General features: G+C 34.5%; 25 protein-coding genes. 12 read left to right on the top strand and 13 right to left on the bottom strand.

The annotated features are described in order from the left end of the window. Positions 1 to 28: 28 nt before the first annotated feature. The 3 genes from AC07XU_RS06750 to AC07XU_RS06740 all read right to left on the bottom strand — a co-directional run bounded on the left by AC07XU_RS06750 (position 29) and on the right by AC07XU_RS06740 (position 2,186). On the bottom strand, positions 29 to 817 hold the full coding sequence (locus AC07XU_RS06750) for an ion transporter (protein WP_494942855.1): 789 nt from the start codon (positions 815 to 817) through the stop codon (positions 29 to 31). A 30-nt stretch (positions 818 to 847) separates the two neighbouring features. Continuing rightward, positions 848 to 1,294 (bottom strand): DUF4440 domain-containing protein, encoded by a 447-nt coding sequence (locus AC07XU_RS06745; protein ID WP_494942854.1) that lies wholly within the window; start codon positions 1,292 to 1,294, stop codon positions 848 to 850. 61 nt (positions 1,295 to 1,355) lie between these two features. Next, positions 1,356 to 2,186: an alpha/beta hydrolase gene (locus AC07XU_RS06740; RefSeq protein WP_494942853.1), complete on the bottom strand. Its 831-nt coding sequence runs from the start codon at positions 2,184 to 2,186 to the stop codon at positions 1,356 to 1,358. Between the two features lie 163 nt (positions 2,187 to 2,349). On the opposite strand from AC07XU_RS06740, the gene AC07XU_RS06735 reads away from it, so the two are divergent. The 11 genes from AC07XU_RS06735 (at position 2,350) to AC07XU_RS06685 (ending at position 10,293) form a co-directional block, all read left to right on the top strand. Then, positions 2,350 to 3,054 (top strand): esterase family protein, encoded by a 705-nt coding sequence (locus AC07XU_RS06735; RefSeq protein ID WP_494942852.1) that lies wholly within the window; start codon positions 2,350 to 2,352, stop codon positions 3,052 to 3,054. Between the two features lie 79 nt (positions 3,055 to 3,133). Then, positions 3,134 to 4,237: an ATP-grasp domain-containing protein gene (locus AC07XU_RS06730; protein ID WP_494942851.1), complete on the top strand. Its 1,104-nt coding sequence runs from the start codon at positions 3,134 to 3,136 to the stop codon at positions 4,235 to 4,237. Between the two features lie 26 nt (positions 4,238 to 4,263). Continuing rightward, a complete protein-coding gene (locus AC07XU_RS06725) occupies positions 4,264 to 5,367 on the top strand; it encodes a carboxylate-amine ligase (protein ID WP_494942850.1) in 1,104 nt (367 codons plus the stop codon). Next, on the top strand, positions 5,368 to 6,195 hold the full coding sequence (locus tag AC07XU_RS06720) for a type 1 glutamine amidotransferase (protein ID WP_494942849.1): 828 nt from the start codon (positions 5,368 to 5,370) through the stop codon (positions 6,193 to 6,195). An 87-nt stretch (positions 6,196 to 6,282) separates the two neighbouring features. Then, complete coding sequence (locus AC07XU_RS06715) at positions 6,283 to 7,467, top strand: hypothetical protein (RefSeq protein WP_494942848.1); 1,185 nt, start codon at positions 6,283 to 6,285, stop codon at positions 7,465 to 7,467. Between the two features lie 45 nt (positions 7,468 to 7,512). Further along, positions 7,513 to 7,665, top strand: a complete 153-nt coding sequence (locus AC07XU_RS06710) for a GIY-YIG nuclease family protein (protein WP_494942847.1) — start codon at positions 7,513 to 7,515, stop codon at positions 7,663 to 7,665. A gap of 17 nt (positions 7,666 to 7,682) precedes the next feature. Beyond that, positions 7,683 to 7,805, top strand: coding sequence for a GIY-YIG nuclease family protein (locus AC07XU_RS06705; RefSeq protein ID WP_494942846.1), 123 nt, complete (start codon positions 7,683 to 7,685; stop codon positions 7,803 to 7,805). Positions 7,806 to 7,915: 110 nt separating this feature from the next. Beyond that, positions 7,916 to 8,077, top strand: coding sequence for a FeoB-associated Cys-rich membrane protein (locus tag AC07XU_RS06700; protein ID WP_494942845.1), 162 nt, complete (start codon positions 7,916 to 7,918; stop codon positions 8,075 to 8,077). A gap of 6 nt (positions 8,078 to 8,083) precedes the next feature. Next, positions 8,084 to 8,671: a Crp/Fnr family transcriptional regulator gene (locus tag AC07XU_RS06695; RefSeq protein ID WP_494942844.1), complete on the top strand. Its 588-nt coding sequence runs from the start codon at positions 8,084 to 8,086 to the stop codon at positions 8,669 to 8,671. A 164-nt stretch (positions 8,672 to 8,835) separates the two neighbouring features. Beyond that, positions 8,836 to 9,366, top strand: a complete 531-nt coding sequence (locus AC07XU_RS06690) for a YceI family protein (RefSeq protein ID WP_494942843.1) — start codon at positions 8,836 to 8,838, stop codon at positions 9,364 to 9,366. 60 nt (positions 9,367 to 9,426) lie between these two features. Then, a complete protein-coding gene (locus AC07XU_RS06685) occupies positions 9,427 to 10,293 on the top strand; it encodes a pirin family protein (RefSeq protein ID WP_494942842.1) in 867 nt (288 codons plus the stop codon). 445 nt (positions 10,294 to 10,738) lie between these two features. On the opposite strand, the gene ispF is transcribed toward AC07XU_RS06685, so the two are convergent. Further along, a complete protein-coding gene (ispF, locus tag AC07XU_RS06680; RefSeq protein ID WP_494942841.1) occupies positions 10,739 to 11,215 on the bottom strand; it encodes a 2-C-methyl-D-erythritol 2,4-cyclodiphosphate synthase in 477 nt (158 codons plus the stop codon). Next, the gene (gene porV / locus AC07XU_RS06675) at positions 11,215 to 12,402 is read right to left on the bottom strand and encodes a type IX secretion system outer membrane channel protein PorV (RefSeq protein WP_494942840.1); all 1,188 of its coding nucleotides are present in this window, start codon (positions 12,400 to 12,402) and stop codon (positions 11,215 to 11,217) included. The genes ispF and porV overlap by 1 nt, the downstream gene beginning before the upstream one ends. A 342-nt stretch (positions 12,403 to 12,744) precedes the next feature. Between porV and AC07XU_RS06670 the strand changes: the two genes are divergently transcribed. Beyond that, entirely contained in the window at positions 12,745 to 14,334 is a 1,590-nt protein-coding gene (locus AC07XU_RS06670; protein WP_494942839.1) for an SUMF1/EgtB/PvdO family nonheme iron enzyme, read from the top strand. Positions 14,335 to 14,383: 49 nt separating this feature from the next. Here AC07XU_RS06670 and AC07XU_RS06665 read toward each other — a convergent pair whose 3' ends face one another. The 8 genes from AC07XU_RS06665 to AC07XU_RS06630 all read right to left on the bottom strand — a co-directional run bounded on the left by AC07XU_RS06665 (position 14,384) and on the right by AC07XU_RS06630 (position 21,836). Next, positions 14,384 to 14,881, bottom strand: a complete 498-nt coding sequence (locus AC07XU_RS06665; protein WP_494942838.1) for a biotin/lipoyl-containing protein — start codon at positions 14,879 to 14,881, stop codon at positions 14,384 to 14,386. 1 nt (position 14,882) lies between these two features. Further along, positions 14,883 to 15,608, bottom strand: coding sequence for a DUF4159 domain-containing protein (locus AC07XU_RS06660; protein ID WP_494942837.1), 726 nt, complete (start codon positions 15,606 to 15,608; stop codon positions 14,883 to 14,885). Further along, on the bottom strand, positions 15,605 to 16,306 hold the full coding sequence (locus AC07XU_RS06655; RefSeq protein ID WP_494942836.1) for a 16S rRNA (uracil(1498)-N(3))-methyltransferase: 702 nt from the start codon (positions 16,304 to 16,306) through the stop codon (positions 15,605 to 15,607). The genes AC07XU_RS06660 and AC07XU_RS06655 overlap by 4 nt, the downstream gene beginning before the upstream one ends. Before the next feature lie 11 nt (positions 16,307 to 16,317). Continuing rightward, positions 16,318 to 17,631 (bottom strand): hemolysin family protein, encoded by a 1,314-nt coding sequence (locus AC07XU_RS06650; protein WP_494942999.1) that lies wholly within the window; start codon positions 17,629 to 17,631, stop codon positions 16,318 to 16,320. 106 nt (positions 17,632 to 17,737) lie between these two features. Beyond that, entirely contained in the window at positions 17,738 to 18,283 is a 546-nt protein-coding gene (locus tag AC07XU_RS06645; protein ID WP_494942835.1) for an inorganic diphosphatase, read from the bottom strand. After that, entirely contained in the window at positions 18,276 to 18,950 is a 675-nt protein-coding gene (locus tag AC07XU_RS06640) for a DedA family protein (protein WP_494942834.1), read from the bottom strand. Before AC07XU_RS06640 ends, AC07XU_RS06645 begins: the two co-directional genes overlap by 8 nt. Before the next feature lie 46 nt (positions 18,951 to 18,996). Next, entirely contained in the window at positions 18,997 to 20,370 is a 1,374-nt protein-coding gene (locus AC07XU_RS06635) for an NADH-quinone oxidoreductase subunit N (protein ID WP_494942833.1), read from the bottom strand. Between the two features lie 2 nt (positions 20,371 to 20,372). Further along, complete coding sequence (locus AC07XU_RS06630) at positions 20,373 to 21,836, bottom strand: complex I subunit 4 family protein (RefSeq protein ID WP_494942832.1); 1,464 nt, start codon at positions 21,834 to 21,836, stop codon at positions 20,373 to 20,375. Position 21,837 lies beyond the last annotated feature (1 nt).

Genomic DNA, 21,837 nt, shown 5'->3' with positions numbered 1-21,837 from the left:
CAATCGCTGCATCATTATAATTGATAGCTTAAAACTTTAAGCCACATTGGTTGCAATAGTTCGCATTATCTGGATTATCGTGTTTACAATCTTCACAAACTTTATCTTCAGATTTTTTACTTGCTAACTCTACAGTTATTATGCCTGTTGGCACAGCGATAATGGCATAACCCATAATCATGGCAATAGATGAAAGGATTTTACCCAAAACTGTTTGCGGCACTATATCTCCAAAACCTACGGTAGTAACTGTAACAATAGCCCAATAAATACTTTGCGGAATGCTTGTAAAACCATTTTCGCCACCCTCTATAACATACATTAACGTACCTAGAAGTACCATTATAGAAATTACCGCCATCAGAAATACCCCAATTTTGTGGCCGCTAGCTCTAAGAGCTAGTAATAGTTTTTGCGCTTCTTGGTTAAATCTAACTAGCTTCAAAATTCTAAATACGCGTAGCAATCTAAAAATTCTAATCGCTAATAAATAATGGAAACCAAAGTTAAAGAGCTCTAAATAAGTGGGTAATATAGAAAGCAAATCAATTATCCCCCAAAAACTAAAAATATACCTTAGTGGTGTTTTAGTACTCCAAATTCTAACAACATATTCTAAGGTGAAAACAATTGTAATAAGCCATTCAATATAATAGAAATACCTGTAATAGTTAATATGAAGCGAAGGAATGCTTTCTAATATAACAATGAGTACACTTATTAGAATAACCCAAAGTAAAATAACATCAAAAAGTTTTCCTGCCTTGGTATCGTGACCAAAAATTATTTCCTTAACTTTTTCTCTCAATTTATCCATATGTATTGTAGCAAGTTTAAGGAACTATCATTATTTTTTGTCTGGCAATTCTGTGGAGTGTAAAAGTGTCATTTTCCATTTACCTTGATCTTTGGTCATCACTACACTTTCTATCCATTTTACACGTTTTTTTCTGCCATTGTTTTCAACAAAATCTGCTTTATTGTTATAGATTACATATGCAGCATTCTGGTAAACTTCAATTTTAAGAAACTTTAGAATATTTGTTCTTTTAACAGCTTTACCAACATTTGGTTTTAATTGATCAATTAAAATGTCTAAATCCCAAACTTCTCCATACTCAACAAATTTGATAGCCTTTGTATGAGACTTCATTTTTTCGAAATCTAAAGCTGATATTGCATCGAAAAAGCTTAGAATAGTTTGCTCTATTTCTTTTTGATCTTTAGATTTTTCTTGGGCATTTACAGCAAAGCTAGTAAGAATAACAAATGATAATGCCATTAATATTTTCATCGGCCTATTTTTTTAATAAACCAAATTAATAAAATAAGCTAATAATCAGCTGCTTAAAAAATTAAAGTATAATATTGGATTTAGTTTTTGGGAAGGCCCATTCTAAAAATTTAGGCATTGCTTTAGCCCAAGTTGGCACGTCGTGTTTACCTCCAACCATTTCATAGTAAAAAATATCATTTGGTCTTTGGAACCCTTTTTTCATCAATTCTTTAACAACATCAATGGTATCATCAATAGAATCGATAATAAAATTATGATTCCGGTCTGCAGTTTCATCATTAGTACCAGTCATTAACCAAAATTTAAGGGATGGTTTTTGAGGTGTATCTTTGATCATTTGATGTACAATGCGGTCATCATCAGTATAGCCTGCACTTAAATCTTTTTTTCTCCACCAGAAAGAACCAGAAAAAACTCCAACGGCATCAAAATAGTTATCATGGTTCCAAGCTATATCAAAAGCAGTGATACCTCCTAAAGAAAAACCAGCAAATGCACGTTTGCCATTTATTACAACATCAACTTCGCTTTGCACATAAGGTATTAATTCTTTGATCACAAAATCGGTATATGCAGCAGCCTTTGATCCACGTTTTTTAAAATCTGGTTTTCCGGAAATACCATATTCTAAAATGCGTTCACTGCTGGCCTTTATGCCAATTACAACAGTTGGCTCAATTGTCCATTTTGCATATAAGGTTGCCATCATCTCTTCAAGATCCATTTGAGCCAAGTCTTGCCCATCATTTAATAACAAAAGGTTAACTTGCTCATTACCCAATAAGTGTTCAGGAGTAAAAATTTCTATTTCTACGTCTCGTTTTAAATGGGCAGATTTAATATGGCGGATGGTTTTAATAACGGCAGGTAATGTTAAAGTGTTGTACATAAGCTTTCTCACAAATCTGCAACAAAGGTATAAATCTTGTTAAAAAGATTAGTCAAGAAGCTTCATTTTTTACATAAACCACAGATTTAAAGCAAATAAATATCATTATTTCTTTGTGTTTGATTTAGATTTTTATACCTTAAAGCATCTAATTATTAAGCCCGTGAAAGAAGAATTAAAAGAATGGTATAGCCCAAACCTAAATATGGATATTAAAACCCTAATTTTTGGGCATAGTGGATATCCAATTATCCTTTTCCCGACCAGCATGGGAAGTTATTATGAAAATAAAGACTTTAAGTTAATAGAGGCGATATCGGGATTTATCAATGACGGCAAAGTAAAAGTATACTGTCCAGACGGAATTGATAAATTAAGTTGGTATAACAAAGGAGTTCATCCGGCAGACCGAGTAAAAAATCATGTTTGGTATGATAAATTTTTATTGGAAGAACTTGTTCCGTTAGCCAAACATGAAACCGGGCATCATAAAGTTATTACGGCTGGTTGTAGTTTTGGTGGTTACCATGCTGCAAACTTTGCCTTTCGCCACCCATGGACGGTAAGTCATTTATTTAGCATGAGCGGCGCTTTTGATATTTCGAGCCAGTTAGATGGCTTTTACAACGACGAAGCTTATTTTAACAACCCTGTAGATTTTGTGCCAAATGACATGAACCAAGAACTTTGGCAGATGAAAATTGTTTTAGGTACAACTGACAGAGATATGTGCAAAGGCGATAACGAGCGTTTATCAGAAATTCTAAATAGAAAAGGGATTAACCATTGGCTAGATATTAGACAAAATGCAGACCATGATTGGCCAATTTGGCGAACTATGCTACCAGAATACTTATCGCAATTGTAAAATAGGCTTAAAAGCAGCAATGTTAAACTTCAAGTGCAAATACAACATTTAATTACAACATTAATATACATCAATACTTATGAAGAAAATAGGAATTTTATATGGGCAAGAGCGCTCGTTTCCAGAAGCAGTAATTAAGAGAATTAACGAAAAAGGTGAAAAAGATATCACTGCTGAAGCAGTAAAAATCGATAAAATGTTTCAAAATGCGCCTTTAGGTTATTCGGTAATTATAGATCGTATTTCTCAAGATGTTCCATTTTATCGTGCATCATTAAAAAATGCTGCTATCACAGGTACGGCTGTTATCAATAATCCATTTTGGTGGAGTGCTGATGAGAAATTCTTTAATAATGCATTGGCAGAACAAATTGGTGTGCCGGTTCCTAAAACGGCTTTAATACCATCCCGTCAGCATCCAACAGGTACAACAGGAGAATCGTTTTCTAACTTGGCGATGCCTTTAGATTGGGATGCAATTTTTGAATATACTGGCTTTCCGGCTTACATGAAACCTTTTGATGGTGGCGGATGGAAAGATGTTTATAAGCTACACGATAAAGAAGATTTCTTTAACAAGCACAATGGCACTGAGCAATTGGTAATGCTTCTACAAGAGGAAATTATTTTCGAAGAATATTTTAGATGTTATTGCATTGGTGGCAAACATGTTCGCATTATGCAATATGAGCCACGCAATCCGCATCATTTACGTTATGAAGTTGGCAAAGAACCATCCAGCGCAGCATTGTTAAAAACAATAGAAGATTATACGATTAAACTTTGCAGCTATTTAGGTTATGATTTTAACACAGTAGAATTTGCAGTTCGTGATGGTGTGCCTATTGCTATCGATTTCTGTAACCCAGCTCCAGATGCGGATATTAAAAGCGTTGGGCAAGAAAACTTTGATTGGGTTGTAGAAACTACTGCAAATTACGCAATTGAAAGAGCTAAAGCTCAAAAAGATGGTCAGGATAATTTAACTTGGGGTAAATTTGTTAAAGCTGGCGCTAATGGTACAGCTTTAATCAGCGAAAACTTGCCAAAAGGTGTAAAAGCTAGTACTGCCATTAAAGAAGTTAAACCTAAATCGGCACCTAAGGCTGATGCTGCAACCAAAACCAAAGCTCCTGCAAAAGCAAAAGCTGCTGCAACTAAAAAAGCCGCTCCGAAAAAATAATTGGGATAATCTAAATTGGGAATAAAATGATGAATGAATTTACGCTCGGCATTGAGGAAGAGTACATGGTAGTTGATCCCGTTACCAGAGAACTAACCTCGCACGATCAAAAAATTGTAGAATCTGCTCAAAAAATCCATAAGGATCAAGTAAAAGCTGAAATGCACCAAGCAGTGGTTGAAGTTGGTACAGGCATTTGCCATAACACCGACCAAGCCAGGAAAGAAATTTCGCAACTGCGATACACAGTTTCTCAGTTAGCTGGAGAACAGGGTTTACGAATCGGCGCTGCCGGTACACACCCTTTCTCCCATTGGGAAAAACAATTGATAACTGAACATCCGCGTTATAACGAAATTGTTAATGAATTACAGGAGGCTGCAAGATCTAACTTAATTTTTGGCCTTCATGTTCATGTCGGTTTCCAATCTAGAGAATTGGCTATACACATTGCAAACCAAGTTAGGTATTTTCTACCACACGTTTTTGCGCTTTCTACCAACTCTCCTTTTTGGGAAAGTAGAAACACTGGTTACAAATCTTTTAGAACTAAGGTTTTTGATAAGTTTCCGCGTACTGGTATCCCTGATATTTTTAATAGCATTGAAGATTACGATAACTACGTTAAACTATTGATTAAAACAAACTGCATGGATAATGCCAAAAAGATTTGGTGGGATATTCGTGTACATCCGTTTTTTGATACGGTAGAGTTTCGCATTTGCGATTGCCCAATGCTAATAGATGAAACGATGGCATTTACAGCTTTGTTCCAAGCATTATGTGCTAAATTATACAAACTTCGTTTGCAAAACATGGAGTTTATCAGTTATTCTAGAGCATTAATTAATGAGAATAAATGGCGTGCTGCTCGTTACGGAATTGATGGAAATTTGATTGATTTTGGAAAGGAAATGGAAGTAAACTGTAGAAATTTGATACTCGAGTTGTTGGATTTTATAGATGATGTTGTCGATGACTTAGGCAGCAGAAATGAAATCAACTATGTACATCAAATTTTAGCAAATGGAACCGGAGCCGATAGACAATTGGCAGTTTACGAAAAAACTGGAAGTTTTGAGTCTGTAGTAGATTACATTACCACACAAACATTAATTGGGGCAGGATAAATGAGCGAAGGAAAACAAATTAAGGTAGCCGTTATCGACATGAATAATGGCTTCCCTAATCAAGGAATGAGGGGAATTCAAGAGCTTTTAAATAATTATAAAGCGAACATTGCGCCAAACCTAACTTTTGATTTATTTGATTTACGACAAAAAGGAGAAATACCAGATTTAAGTTACGATATTTTTATTTCTAGCGGAGGGCCAGGTAGTCCGTTTGATGGCGAAGGGCATAAATGGGAGGATGATTTTTTTTTCCTGTTAGATGAAATTGAAGAATTTAACGCTACAAACGTGCAAAAGAAACATGCATTTTTAATCTGTCACTCGTTTCAATTGGCATGCCGCAAATTTGGATTAGGAACCGTAACTCAGCGAAAATCTAACGCTTTTGGTATTTTCCCTATAAGTTTAACTGATAACGGAGAAGTGGAAACTGTGTTTAATGGGTTACCAAACCCCTTCTTTTCGGTAGATAGTAGAGATTGGCAAGTGATACAGCCTAATGAAGATGATTTTGAAGCGAAAGGCGCAAAAATTTTGGCTATCGAAAAAGAGCGCCCACATGTTGCTTTAGAGCGTTGTTTAATGGCAATCCGTTTTTCTGATCAAATTATTGGCACTCAATTTCATCCAGAAGCAGATCCTATTGGAATGAAAATGTATTTGTTGCAAGAAGATAAAAAATCGGCTATTATTAAAAACCATGGTGAAGAGAAATATTTCGACATGCTGGATAGTTTAGAAGACCAAAATCGTATCACGTTAACACAAAGTGTGATTTTACCTAATTTTTTGACTGAAGCTATTAGCGCTTTGCAAAAAGCATAACCTATAGTTATTAATACCACATAGGCTCATAGGTTGATTTTATATGTGAACTATGTACGTATGTGTTAAAATTATAATTCATCTACCATGATTGAAAAATACCGCAAAGCTTTTAATAATCACTTTTCTGAAGAAAAATACCAGCATTTTTTACAGGAACTGCAGGCAGGGTTTCCTGAAATACCATTTAGAGTTGCAGAAACTCCCATCTTTATAACTGATGATTTAAAATCAAAACTGATTGCAGCAGGCGAACAAATTATAGCTTTAATTAAACAAGATAATTTTAAGTCACTAACTCAAGCTGCCATTCCGCCACAATGGAATGTTCCTAATGAAACAGATCATCCTCATTTCTTAACCTTTGATTATGGTTTGTGTAAAAATGATATTGGCGAAGTAGTGCCGATGCTTATTGAGATGCAAGGTTTTCCATCTCTGTACGGATTTCAGGCTCATTTAGCTGATAGTTTTAAAAAAATATATAATTTAGAAGATAACCTAACTCCATTTTTTAATGATTTGGACGAGAAAAGCTACTTTGAATTATTAAAGAATGTAATTGTTGGAAATCATCAGCCACATGAAGTTGCCTTAATGGATGTTGATGCGCCAAACCAAAAAACAGCTATCGACTTTTTTGTAACAGCGAAACATTTAGGCATTAAAATTTTAGCATTAGAAGATATCTTTAAAGAAGGCAAATCATTGTTTTATAATGAAAATGGTGAAAAGATAAAGCTAAAACGTGTTTATAACCGATTGATTTTTGATGAAATTGGCGAAAATAGGGAGATCTTTAAAAACAGTTTTGATCCTAGAGAGGAATTAGATATAGAGTGGATTACCCATCCAAACTGGTTTTACCGTATCAGTAAATATACGATGCCGTTTTTAGATAGTGAATTTGTCCCTGAAACTCGTTTTTTAAATACAATTGAAAGTATCCCTACAGATTTAGAGAATTATGTGCTCAAACCGCTTTTCAGCTTTGCTGGCATGGGTGTAATCATTGATGTTACCGAGGAAGATATCAATTCAATTAAAGATCCCGAAAATTGGATTTTACAACGAAAAGTTACTTATGAGCCTGTTATTGAAGCTCCAGATGCTGGCGTAAAAGCAGAAATAAGAATGATGTATTTATGGCCTGAAGGTGGCGAGCCCCAGCTTTGCATCAATTTAGGCAGATTAAGTAGAGGAAAAATGATAGGTGTGCGTTATAATGCAGATTTTGATTGGGTTGGAGGAACTGTTGGGTTAATGAAATAATTAAGAGGTCGTCATGCTGAATTTATTTCAGCATCAGCTAAAAAAATGGAAAGAGGTGGATGTATTTATATCTTAACAAATTTTGAAAACACTGTTTTGTACATTGGTGTAACGTCTGAGTTATTCTTCAGAGCAAAAGAACATCGAGAGAAATTCTGTATTAAATCATTTTCAGCGAATACAACCTATTTAAATTAGTTTATTTTAATCAATTTATGAATATAGAAGAAGCTATTGCAGAAGAAAAAAGATTAAAAAATTGGAGAAGGGAATGGAAAATTAACTTGATCAATAGCTTTAATCCTAATTGGGATGATTTATTTTATGAGATTGATTAATTAATATTAGGCAGACCCTGAAATAAATTCAGGGTGACGTCTTAAATCGAAATCGACAAATTTTTACACTAATCTGAACCCTAATATACTATAAATCGTAATTTTGCAATATGGATATCCAATTCATTTTAATGATTATCATTTTTATCGCCGCATTATTTTATGTTGGCAGATTGATTTATAGATCGGTTTCGCCAAAAAATGATGGATGTGGAACAGGCTGTGGCAAATGTGCTGCAAATTTTGATAACATCCCTAATCTGAAAAAATAAGCTCCAATGCTTGATAAATTTGCCGCCTACCTTAATAAAAGATTAGCGATTACAGAAGAACAAGCTGCTGAAGCGGTAAGCTGTTTGAAAACAAAAACTGTTAAAAAAGGACAAGTTTTATTAAGTGCTGGCGATTTAAAATCTGAAGCCTATTTTGTAAACAGTGGCTTATTAAGATATTTTTCTATCGACGAAAAAGGCAAGGAACACATCATTCAATTTGCTCCAGAAGATTGGATGTTATCAGATCGTGACACCTCTGTATTTAATGAGCCGGCTGTATTTTATATAGATGCAATTGAAGATAGCGAAGTCGTTGTCGTAAAAAAAGACTTCTTCCCAGCTATTAAAAACATCGTTCCCGAAATTTTAGAACTTAATATTTTAATGTTGCATAACTCTATTCGCTTTATGCAAAAACGTTTAAATATGCTTTTATCGGCCACTGCCGAAGAAAGATATTTAGATTTTATTAAATTATATCCAAACTTAACTTTGCGTGTACCACAATGGATGATTGCCTCTTATTTAGGGGTTACGCCAGAATCGTTAAGCAGAGTTAGAAAAGATTTGGCGAAGAAACATTTTAGGTAAGTTTTAATTCTAAATATGAGAATTTTGATTTATTGAATGCTTATTCTATGCCTAAATCATTCAATCCATCAATCATTTTTTCTTAACATACATCAATGTTTAAACAAGTAGCTGACCATACCTTTGTGTTATAAAATTTAAACAATCACAAAAATTAAAATACTATGGCAACTACTAAATGGGCTTTAGACCCAACACACAGCGAATTGCAGTTTAAAGTAAAACACTTAATGATTACTACTGTTACTGGTAGCTTAAAATCATTTTCTGCAGAGTTAACTTCAGAAGGTGATGAATTTGCTGATGCAGATATTTCATTTAAAGGTGAGATTTCTTCAATAGATACAGGTAATACAGATCGTGATAACCACTTAAAAGCAGCTGATTTTTTTGATGCAGAAAAATTTGCTCACATCGAATTTAAATCAACATCGGTAGAAAAAGATGGCGATGATTATGCTGTTATTGGCGATTTAACAATAAAAGGCGTAACTAAACAAGTTAAATTAACTGCAGAGTTTGGTGGTATTGCTACAGATCCTTGGGGACAAACTAAAGCTGGTTTTACTTTAAGCGGCAAAATTAACCGTACAGATTTTGGATTAACTTGGAATGCAGCTTTAGAAACTGGTGGTGTAATGGTTAGCGAAGAAGTTAAAATTTTAGGCGAATTGCAATTCATTAAACAAGCTTAATCAGTTTTCGATCATCAGTTTTTGCTTTCAGTTCCTATACAGTTCTCAAATCTCATATCTATGCAAACTAAACAAGTATCAGCAATATTAAATCCACCAGCACCACACATGGTTGGCGATGGATTTAGAGTTCACAACTTTTTTCCGAGTGGCAATAAGTTAAACATGAGCCCATTTTATATGCTTGATTACAATGCAAAAATTGAGTTTTCAGCCCGGAATGAACCTCGTGGCGTAGGCGTTCACCCACATCGTGGCTTTGAAACCGTAACAATTGCTTATCACGGTGCGGTTGCTCATCACGATAGTGCTGGCAACAGTGGCATTATTTTTCCTGGCGATGTACAATGGATGACTGCAGCAAGAGGAATTTTACATAAAGAATATCACGAAGAAAACTTTAGCAAAAAAGGTGGATTGTTTCAAATGGTACAACTTTGGATCAATCTTCCGGCTAAAGACAAAATGAGTATCCCAAAATACCAAGGCGTAAAACATGAAGATATTCAAAAAGTTAATTTACCCAATAATGGCGGAGTGATAGAAGTTATAGCTGGTAATTTTCAAGGCTCAACAGGTAGCGTTTCTACCTTTACACCAATAGAAATGTACAATGTTCGTCTTAACAAAGCTGGCAAAGCTCAGTTCAGCTTTCCAGAAACTTACAATACAGGTTTTGTAATTATTGAAGGAAGCATTAAAGTTAACGATGATGAAATAGCTAAAACCAATCAATTTATTCACTTTAAAAATGAAGGTGAAAAAATTGAAATTGAAGCGCTGGAAGATTGCGTGATCCTTATTTTAAGTGGCGAACCAATAAATGAACCGATTGTTTCTTACGGCCCGTTTTTAATGAATACACAACAAGAAATACAACAAGCCTTGGCAGATTACAACGAAGGCAAATTTGGCTATTTAGAATAACAGAAATCATCCATTTTTTGTGCAAGTCGGCTATAGTAATTGTAGTCGGCTTGTTTTTTGAAAAGCAAATTGGTAGCATTTGGCAATGGTGGCCGGGCTGTACACTACAATCTTTTACCCCTAAATCACCGCCGCGGCGGAGACTTGGTAAAAGGATTTTCGTTTCCATCCCGTTTATAAAAAATTATCCAGTAATTCTATTTGAGGTTGCTAGGTGCCAACTTAAATAGTTGTAGAATTATTTGTTTTTTAAACCCGGTTGTAGTGTAAATACTTTTTTATTAGCCACACCCGTCATCCGATCAATATAGCCACCAGTACAACATTCATCGGATAACTTTAATAAACCACAAAAAAGATTGTAACGAAAAACGGGACTGCAAGCAACCGAAGAACTACCGGAATTGCTTTTCTAATTTTAATAAAACCGAAAGCTGAACAACTATTATTTTTGTATTAAACAAACCGCGTAAGCAACTACGCCTTCTTGCCTACCAATAAACCCCATTGTTTCATTGGTTGTTGCTTTTATAGAAATATCATCAACATCAATACCAATTGCTGCAGCAATATTTTTTTGCATTTGTGGTATATGCGGATTAATTTTTGGCGCTTCTAAACATAACATTGCATCGATATTACCCACCTCAAAACCTTTTTGTTTAACCAGTTTTACGGTTTCCTGTAATAAAATAATACTGCTTATGCCTTTCCACTGCGGATCGGTATTTTTAAAATGAAAACCGATATCTCGTAAATTTGCTGCGCCTAAAAGTGCATCGCATATGGCATGTAATAAAACATCAGCATCCGAATGCCCAAAAGCTCCTTTGTGGTGTTGCAAATTTACACCACCAACATAAAACGGATGATTGTCTTTTAATTGGTGAACATCAAAACCAAAACCTACTTTAATTTTCATTAATTGTTGTTATTACTGCCAAAGTTAAATAATAAGCTAAATCTTAAAGTATTAGCTAACGGACTTTTTTGTGGATTTGCCAATAAATAGGCAAAATCTATATTAAAAATATTATACTTTAAGCCAGCTCCCAAAGTCATGTATCTTCTATCGCCTTTTAACGGAGATTCGTAAAAATAACCTGCTCGTAAGGCAAACTGTTGGTTATACCAGTATTCAGCTCCGGTTGCAATGCTTACTTCTTTTAACTCCTCACTAAAACCTCCTGGCGCATCGCTAAAAGAGCCTAAAATCCCCGAAGGAATTGATCGATCTGGATCTTTGCCTGACACTATTTCTCCATTTCCACTTCTAATGGGCTGTGTTGGCACCATTAACTTATTAAAATCTAAGGCAAAAGTAAACTGATTATAATCATCTATAATAAAAGTAGACGCCGCCCCAATTTTCATGTTTGTAGGCAAAAATTGTTTAACGGCACCTTCAACGTATCCAATTTTGGTTCCGATGTTAGAAAAATTTGCACCTGCAGAAAGTATCGCATCTTTGCTAAATAATACTGTTTGCTTAGTATAAAAAGCCGAAACATCTACCGCGAATGCTTTACCGGCAGTAGTTTGCTGCCCAGCAGAAAACTGACCAGCAGTTAAATTACTATAAATAAACCTACCTGTTGTTGCTAGCGAAAGTTCATTACCAAATCGCTTTGCATAAGTTAAATCAAAAGCAAATTCATTAGGGCTGTAAATTCCTAAATCATTTTTGTTGATATCGGTAAGTTGTATTTGCCCAAGTGAAAAGTAACGTAATGAAGCGCCTAAATTACTTTGATCATTAAGTTTATAAAATCCGCTTAAGTAGGCTAAATTAATATCAGGCACTAAGCTTTTTAACCATGGGCTGTATGATGCTGCAAAGCCGTAAGGCATTTCTAAAAAGGCAAGCTTGGCAGGGTTAATACTCATTGCGTTTGCGTCTGGTTGTACGGCTACGCCAGCATCTCCCATACTACCGCTTCTTGCATCGGGAGTAATTAATAAAAACGGAACCGCAGTTCTAACGTTGTTAGATTGACTACCATTTGTTTGCGTACCAGGTTGCACCACTTGAGCCTGCAAATTTTTACTGCTTAATACAGCAAAAGTAAATACAGTAAAAACCGTTGCACCAAAGTACTTCACAATCATTAGTTAAAGATACATTATTAAGCATGCAAGTTAGCATAGTGTTGGCTATTTTCAAAGCACACATTTTAGCTATATTTTATTTTTAATAATTTCTAAACATGCTACAAAAATTTACTTAATCTATTTAATATCAACTAAAAACAGATTAAAAATTATATTTATTTTTAGCCACAATATTAATGCGGTCTCTTCGTTTCATCAATTTATGCTAATCATTTTTTACGTTTGTATTAGAAATTAAATAAAGACTGATCTAAAGCACAAAAATTTAAAATCATTTTTTTTGGTTCAAAGTCCTTTTTTTACGTATTTTTAACTTTTAAGTGTTATAGGGCACATTTTATGAAAAAAACATACTTATATTTTATTATAACTCTATTTACTGCAACGTCTTTTACGGCATGTAAAAAAAGCAAAACCGATGTTTCTACTAAAACAGGTTATGCCTACAACAAAAGAGAAAATGGCGGCTTTGAAGTAGCAAGTAAGTACAAACGTAGTAATGCAACTAATGAATATGGTCTAATAGAAATAGAAGGCGGTCAATTTATTATGGGCGGTAGTGCTGTTGATATACCTGGACAGGATATGAGCAACCTTAACTACAAAAGAGAAGTAACAGTTAGTTCATTTTATATGGATGAAACCGAGGTTTCTAATACAAACTGGTTAGAATATTTAAATTGGATTAAACGCAATTATCCAAATGATGCTCAGTATTATTATGAAGAATTGCCAGATACTTTAGTTTGGAGAAGACCATTGTCATTTAACGAACCTTACGTTAATAACTACTTAAGACATCCGGCATACAAAGATTACCCTGTTGTAGGCGTATCTGCTTTGCAAGCTGAAAGATATTGTGCTTGGAGAACAGACATGGTAAACGAAAAATTGCTTAGAGATGCTGGCTATATGAATAGCTTTGCAGCCATTAATGGCGTAGCATCTGGCAGAAGATCAGCAGCAAATGCAACTCCTGTGAGTAGACCAGCACAACCATTTAACACAGAAATATATTTAAATGGTCAAATTGATGACAAAGGCCCTAAAGCAATGCAAGATTTAAATCCTGCTGCTTCTGGTGCTGCTGCGGCAGGTACAACAACGGGCAGAAGAGGTACTGGACCAACTAGAAACGTACGTTTAGAAGATGGCGTAATTTTACAACCTTTTAGATTACCTACAGAAGCAGAATGGGAATATGCTGCAATGGCTTTAATTGGCAATACCCAATATGAAAATGTGAACGATAAAAAAATATATCCTTGGAATGGCTTAGGCATTACATCTGCTAAAAAAAGCACTAGAGGTTTAATTCTGGCTAACTTTAAAAGAGCCAAAGGCGACTATATGGGTGTTGGTGGATCATTAAATGATAAAGCTGCGTTTACCCAAGATGTTAAATCTTATGCACCAAACGACTTTGGATTGTATAACATGGCTGGTAACGTAAACGAGTGGACTGCAGATGTATATCGTGCTGCTACTTATGAACAAGCTGATGCCTTAAATCCGTTTAGGGGTAACCAATACCAAAATAAAGATAGAGACCCTGCTACTGGACAATTGAAAAAAGATAAATTCGGCAAACCAGAAATGATTAAAGCAAACTCTGGTAAAAAACAAACTTGGGAAGAACTACAAGCCTACAAAGCAGCTGGAAACAGTGCTGTACCTTATAATCCAGATCAGCGTGGATACCGTGACGAGCAAACAAGTTTATACGGCGTTACAACTTTAGTTAATGATAAATCTAGAGTTTATAAAGGTGGTTCTTGGGATGATCAGGCTCAATGGTTAAATCCAGCTACTAGAAGACATATACAAGAAGATGAATCTACAGCAGATATTGGCTTTAGATGTGCAATGACTATGCTTGGTTCTTCAGAAATTAGATCTGCAGGAAAGCCGCAGTTTAAAATGAAGTAATATAAAATATTAGGAAAATAAAAAAGGAGGCAATTGCCTCCTTTTTTATTTATCCAAAACTTATTAGCACTTGATTCTTTTCAACCTTTTCGCCTTGTTTAATTTCTATTTTCTTTACTGTGCCATCAGATGGAGATTTAATCATGTTTTCCATTTTCATGGCTTCTAAAACAAGTAAACTATCTCCTTTTTTAACTTCAACACCCTCGGCAACCAAAACGCTAAGGACCAAACCAGGCATTGGCGCTTTAACTTGCAACACTTTATTCGTTGCTAGGTTATCCATTCCTAATTGAGCCAATAACTGATCAAACTGATCTTTGATTGTTAGCGAATAAATATTACCATTTACTTTAACTATGGCAAGTTTTTCAACCTGATTAAGTTCTATAACTTCAACATTATGCGATTGGCTATGGTGTATGATATTCATTTTATTAACGCCCAAGGTAGTAATATCCAATTCTACAACTTCACCGTTAACCTTTGGTTTTTGATCTGAGCTAATCTCAAAATCAAATTTATCATTTACTTTAATTTGATACATATTATTGTGTTAAAGCGTACTGAACTAAATTAGCGCCCATTTTTAACGCTTTATTCCTGCTTTCTTGACTGTCTGAAGGATAAGTTCCAAAATCTTCCCAACCATTGCCCAAATCGCTTTCATAAGTGTAGTAGCAAACAACTCTACCTTTATAAATAAGTGCTAAACCTTGCGGCCTTTTACCATCATGCTCATGCACTTTTGGTAAACCTTGAGGGAACTTGAACTTCTGATTGTATATTTTATGATTAGCCGGCAATTCTACAAAATTTAACTCCGGAAAAACCTTTTTCATTTGTGGTCTAATAAATTTATCTAAACCATAATTATCGTCAATATGTAAAAAGCCACCACCGATTAAATATTTTCGCAAATTTGCAGCTTCTTGATCGTTAAAAACCACGTTACCATGTCCAGTCATATATACAAATGGAAATGAAAATAATTGTGCACTTCCTACCTCAACTATAGTTTCATCAGCTGCAAAGTTTGTTGCTAAATTTTGGTTACAAAAGTCGATAAGGTTAGGCAAAGCAGTTCTATTTCCATACCAATCGCCCCCACCACTATACTTTAGTTTACCCATTTTATAAGTTGGTGCTGTAAAGCTTGCTAAAGACAATAGTGCAAAAAGACTAAAGAATGCGGCAAACCTCCGAAAGAATGAACTCTTTAGGCTTAATCCTAAATCTAAAATCGTAAATCTAAAATCGCAAATTAACTTCATCTATTGATATAATTAACCTCAAAACAACCTGCTAATGCTGCAGTTTCGGTTCTCAACCTGGTATTACCTAAAGTTACGGGTTTGTAACCATTATGCAAAGCGATGTTAAGTTCTTCGGGACTAAAATCTCCCTCTGGGCCAATTAATATGATGTAAGATTGTTGAGGAGTAACATACTTACTGATAAAAGATTTTTCTCCATCCATGCAATGCGCAATCAGCTTATCGCCTTGTAAGTTTTGTTTAATGAAATTTTGGTAGGAAATAGCTTGATTTAGTTTAGGATGATAAGCCGTTAGAGATTGCTTTACAGCAGAGGTAATGACTTTCTCTAATCGATCATCCTTTATTATTTTTCGCTCGGATCTTTCGCAAACTATTGGTGTGATTTCATCGATACCAATTTCAGTAGCTTTCTCCAGAAACCACTCTAATCTATCAATATTTTTTGTGGGAGCTATTGCGATGTGTAAATGATGATTACGTTTGCCAAATTCTAGTTTAGTTTCTAAAACTTGAAGCTGAACATGTTTTTTGCCAGCTTCAATAATTTCTGCTTTGTATAATCCGCCTCTACCATCAATCAAATGGACTTTATCTCCCTTAGTTAAGCGAAGCACTTTACTGCAATGCTTACTTTCCTCTTCATTTAATGTGTAAATGTTTGATGAGATATCGGGAGTATAAAAAACATGCATTTGAAAAAGAATTAATGGACATCAACCATATCACTTTCGTTGATCACTAACTCTAATTTAATGGTTTCGATGTTTTGCTCAGTTTTCTTTAAGATGGTAAATAAATAGCCATAACATTCTTCACTATCACCAACCTCAGGTATTTTTCCAAAGGCATGAGATACTAAGCCGCCAACGGTATCAAAATCTTCATCTTCTGGCAAATCATGTGGCAAATGCTCGTTTACATCATATACCGTAGCATATGCATTAATCACAAATTCAGTATCAGAAATTTTTTCAACAGTAGGTTTTTCCTCATCATATTCATCCTGAATTTCACCTACAATTTCTTCTACAATATCTTCTAATGTAACCATACCAGCAGTACCGCCAAACTCATCAATCACAATAGCAATTTGAATTCGCTTTTGCTGTAGCTCACTTAATAAATCATTTATTTTTTTAGTCTCTGGTACAAAATAAGGCTTACGAATAATATCATTCAATGTCCATTCTTTTTTATCAGCTAACAAAGGTAAAACATCTTTAGCATGAACTACTCCGATGATTTTATCAATCACGTCATCAAAAACCGGCATACGAGAATAACCTTCAGAGATAATTTTGTTGATTACCTCATCCTTTGGTGTATCAAGTTCAATTCCCGAAATTTTTGTACGTGGCACCATAATATTTTTAACCACACGCTCATTAAAATCGAACACGTTTTTAATTAACTCATGTTCGTTATCTTCTAAAGCACCACTTTCTTTACCCTGATCTAACAGATATTGAAGCTCTTCGTTACTATGCAAAGATTCATGACCAGCTGCTGCATTTATCCCGAAAGGTTTTAAAATAATTGTTGCCAAACCGTTTAAAGCCCAAATAAATGGTCTAAAAATAATGTAAAACAACTGCAGTGGAATGGCTACAAATAACGTAGTAGCTACAGGGCGTTGAATTGCTAATGACTTTGGAGCTAGCTCACCGAAAACAATGTGCATAATTGTAATTACAGAAAATGCAATTGCTGTTGAGATAGTTGTAATTAAAGCTTCTCCAACGCCAAAATTAGCTAAAGAATCATGAATAATTTCATGCATTACTTTTTCTCCAACCACACCCAAACCTAGTGATGCTAAGGTTATACCCAATTGCGTTGCCGCCAGATAACCATCTAAGTGATGCAAAATATTTTTGGCCATTTTGCCAACCCTGCTTCCAGTTTTTGCCTTTATTTCTATTTGAGAGGCTCGAACCTTTACAATTGCGAACTCTGCAGCAACAAAAAATCCATTTAAAAAAACCAAAAACAACGCGAAAATTAATCGCCATCCAATAGAACTCGGTTCAGCGTCTGCTGGAGTTGCTAAGGCTAAAATGGGTGTTGGTAAATAACCTGCAAATGAGGTAAATGCCAACGAGCAAATGGAATCGTAAATCATTTTAAACTCTAAATTTCTTATCGTAAAGTTCTATACTTTCTTGTATAACTTTGTGGGCATAGCGAACACCTAACAAATGTTCAATGGTAACTTGTTTCTCTTCCAAAGCCTTATAATCTTGAAAGAATTTCACAATTTCTTTCATGGTATGTGGCGGCAATTCATGTAAATCGTTAATGTAATTTACAGACATGTCGTTTTTAGCTACCGCGATAATTTTGTCATCTTGCTCGCCGTTATCAACCATGTGCATTACACCAATCACTTTAGCCTCTATAATGGTCATCGGATAAACATCCACTGAACATAAAACTAAAATATCTAATGGATCATTGTCATCGCAATAAGTTTGCGGAATAAAACCATAATTAGCAGGATACATCACTGATGAAAATAATACACGATCTAATTTTATCAAATTAGAATCCTTATCTATTTCGTATTTTGCTTTAGAACCTTTTGGGATTTCTATAATTGCATTAACTGTTTCAGGCAAATTTTCGCCTGGAGATACACTGTGCCACGGATGGTGAACGTCTTTAATCATTTTTTTCTTCTTCTTCAAAATCTAAGTCTTCTTCATCGTTTCTATTCACTTTTTTCTTCACAAATGTGATGATTAAAGGAATTGTAGTGATAAGGATAAAACCTAATATAATATAAACCAAATATTCTTCAATTTGTTGAGCAAAACTTTTGCCCAAAAAATAACCAAGCAAAGTTAATGATGCTATCCAAATAATAGCGCCTACAATGTTATAAAATGCAAACTTTTTAAACTCTAATTTTACTACACCTGCAAAAATTGGCGCAAAAGTTCTAACAATTGGAACAAACCTACCCATGATTAAAGCAAAGGCACCTTGTTTTCTATAATATCGCTCTGCGGCTAATAAGTATTTCTTTTTAAAAAAAAACGAATCTTTTCTTTTGTATAATACTGGGCCTGTTTTACGACCAAACCAATATCCCGTAAAATTTCCTGAAACAGCGGCTATAATCAAACCTAAAATCAATATATAAATATTGACATCTAGTTTGCCAGTAGCAACGAACATTCCCGCTAAAAATAAAAGATAATCACCTGGTAAAAAGAAACCGAAAAACAAACCAGTTTCCGCAAAAATTACAAACAAAACAACATAGAAACCACCCTCTTTAAGTAATTTTTCGGGGTCAATAAAATGCTGTAATGAATTCCAGAATTCTTGCATAGTTCAATTATTCGTAAAACTACAAATAATAATCTATATCGTTAGTTTATATCAAATTTAAAATAAGATTTGGATAAACCCCTAAAAATAAGGTTACTATTACAGATAGCACTAAAACCACTTTATATTGAATTGGCATTTGTATTTCAACCTCATGCCCGTCTTTAAACCAAATTGCGATGATTACTTTGAAATAATAATAAAATCCAATTAGTGCATTAACAATAGCAATTACAACTAAAGCAACATGATAGTTTTCCATTACATTTAAAAACATCACATATTTACCAATAAAACCAGCTGTTAAGGGTATACCTGCTAATGATAGCATAGCTACCGTAAGTGTAAACGCTGCTAAAGGATTTCTCTTTCCTAAACCGTTGAAGCTATCAATATTATCACTACCAGTTTTTTGTTTAACTAAAATTAGCACCGCAAAAGCAATAATACTAGCAAAAGTATACGCAGCAGCATAAACCAATACGTTACTTGCCGAATTTGCAGTTAACACTACTAAAGAGAAAAGTAGATATCCTGCATGAGAAATACTTGAGTAAGCAAGCATTCTTTTAAAGTTCTTTTGGTATAAAGCTGTAATGTTACCTACGCATAAGGTGATGATTACGATAACCATTAAGGCAGGTGTCCAAAAATCATGCAGTGGCTCGAAAGCGCCTGCAAATAATCTTAAAAACGCAGCAAAACCAGCGGTTTTAACCACTGTTGACATGAAAGCAGTGATTAATGATGGAGAACCTTCATAAACATCTGGTGTCCAGAAATGAAAAGGAGCTGCACCAACTTTAAAACACAAGCCGATCATAATTAAAATGATACCAGGATAGAATAATGGCGAAACCGCTTTTACATTGTTTACCAAATACTGTTGGATCACATCTATATCAAATGAACCAGTTGCTCCATATATCAAAGTTATACCAAACAATAAAAACCCTGTAGAAAAAGCACCCATTAAAAAGTATTTTAATGAAGCTTCATTTGAGGCGAAATTTAGTTTTCGAATACCTGCTAAGATGTATAAACTTACCGACATGATCTCTAAGCCAATAAATAACATAGAAAGATTTTGGTAAGAAACCATGATCACTATACCGCTAAGAGCGAATAATATCAAGGTAAAATACTCAGCAATGTTATCGCTACCTTCTGCAAAATACTTTTGTGTAAGCAGAAATATAAAAAACGTACCAACAATTGAAATAGCTGAAAAAGCCAATGCAAAGTTGTCCATCTTCATCATACCAAAATAAATGGTGTTATTATTCCATGAAGCAACTGCAAAACCTAAAGCCACCAAAAGGCCAAGTAAAGTTAAGGGTAACAAAGCTTTTTTAGCCTTGAACAAACCTGCATAAAGCACTAAAAAAGCTGCTATAACTATGGTTATTATAATATTCATGTCTAGTTTACCCCTGTTAATTTTTGATTTACTTGTTCTAATAATTGTTGTACTGCTGCTTCAGAAATATGCAATATTGGTTTAGGATAAACTCCCATTACAATTACCAACGCACAAATAGTGTACAACACAATTTTCTCTGTCCCTTTTATATCTTTAAAAGTTATAGTAAGTTCATTGGTTTGTCCTAACATCACTTTTTGATACATCCTAAGCATATAAACCGCACCAAATATGATGGTTAAACCAGCAATTGCACCTAACCAAATATTGTAATTATAAACACTATATAGCAATAAAAACTCGCCAATAAACCCATTGGTTCCTGGCAAAGCTACTGTACCTAAAAGGATAATTAAGAACCCTATAGCTAATTGAGGGGCCACTTTTGCTAATCCACCTAACTCATCAATTTTATTGGTTTTTAAACGCGAAGAAATAATATCTAATACAAAAAACAAACCCACAACATTAATACCGTGACTTAGCATTTGTACCATTACACCTTGCATGCCTTGCGTATTTAAAGTAAAAATACCAGCAGCAATTAAACCAACGTGAGCAATAGATGAATAAGCCACCAATCTTTTAGCGTCTTTTTGTGTGAAAGCAATTAGTGATGCATAAACAATACCAATTACCGAAAGTATCATCGCTACACAAATCCAATCATTTACACCTTGAGGTACAATTGGCAACAACCATCTAATTACACCATAAATACCCATTTTTAACATGATACCTGATAACAACATTGTACCTGGAGCCGGAGCTTCTGTATAGGTATCTGGTTGCCATGTATGGAATGGGAATATTGGCATTTTAATAGCAAAAGCAATAAAGAAAGCCCAAAAAACCCAACCTTGCTGATAGGCATCTAAGTTTAAGTTGTAAAAAGCATTGATATCAAAGTTATTTGCAGGGTTTTGTAAATACAGGTAAATAATACCTAACAACATGAAAAGTGAACCTGCAATAGTGTAAACAAAAAACTTCATGTTTACTTTGATACGGTCTTTTCCGCCCCACATGGCGCAAATAAAATAGATTGGAATTAAAGCCGCTTCCCAACCGATGTAAAACAAAAATCCATCTAGTGCTGTGAATACCAAAATCAATCCACTTTGCATAAATAGCACTAATGCATAAAAAGCATTGGCATTTTTGTATTCGTGTTTAAAGCCAGATAGGATAATTAATGGCATTAAAACGTTGGTTAAAATAACCGTAATCATGCTAATTCCATCAACACCTACATGGAAGTTAATTCCTAGTTGCTTTATCCAAGGGTAATTTATAGCAAACTGCGTTGTTGCATCTGGAGTAAATTGTGTTAATAATCCGATGGTAACGCAAAGCGATGCAAGTGCAAATCCTAATGCGCTAATTTTAGCAGCACCTCCTTTAATAAAAGAGGTAATGATTGCTCCTGCTAGCGGTAAAAATATGAGTAGTAAAAGTTCCATT

This window comes from Pedobacter sp. GW456-11-11-14-TSB4, assembly GCF_059424425.1.
This window is presented reverse-complemented; position numbering and strand designations above follow the sequence as displayed.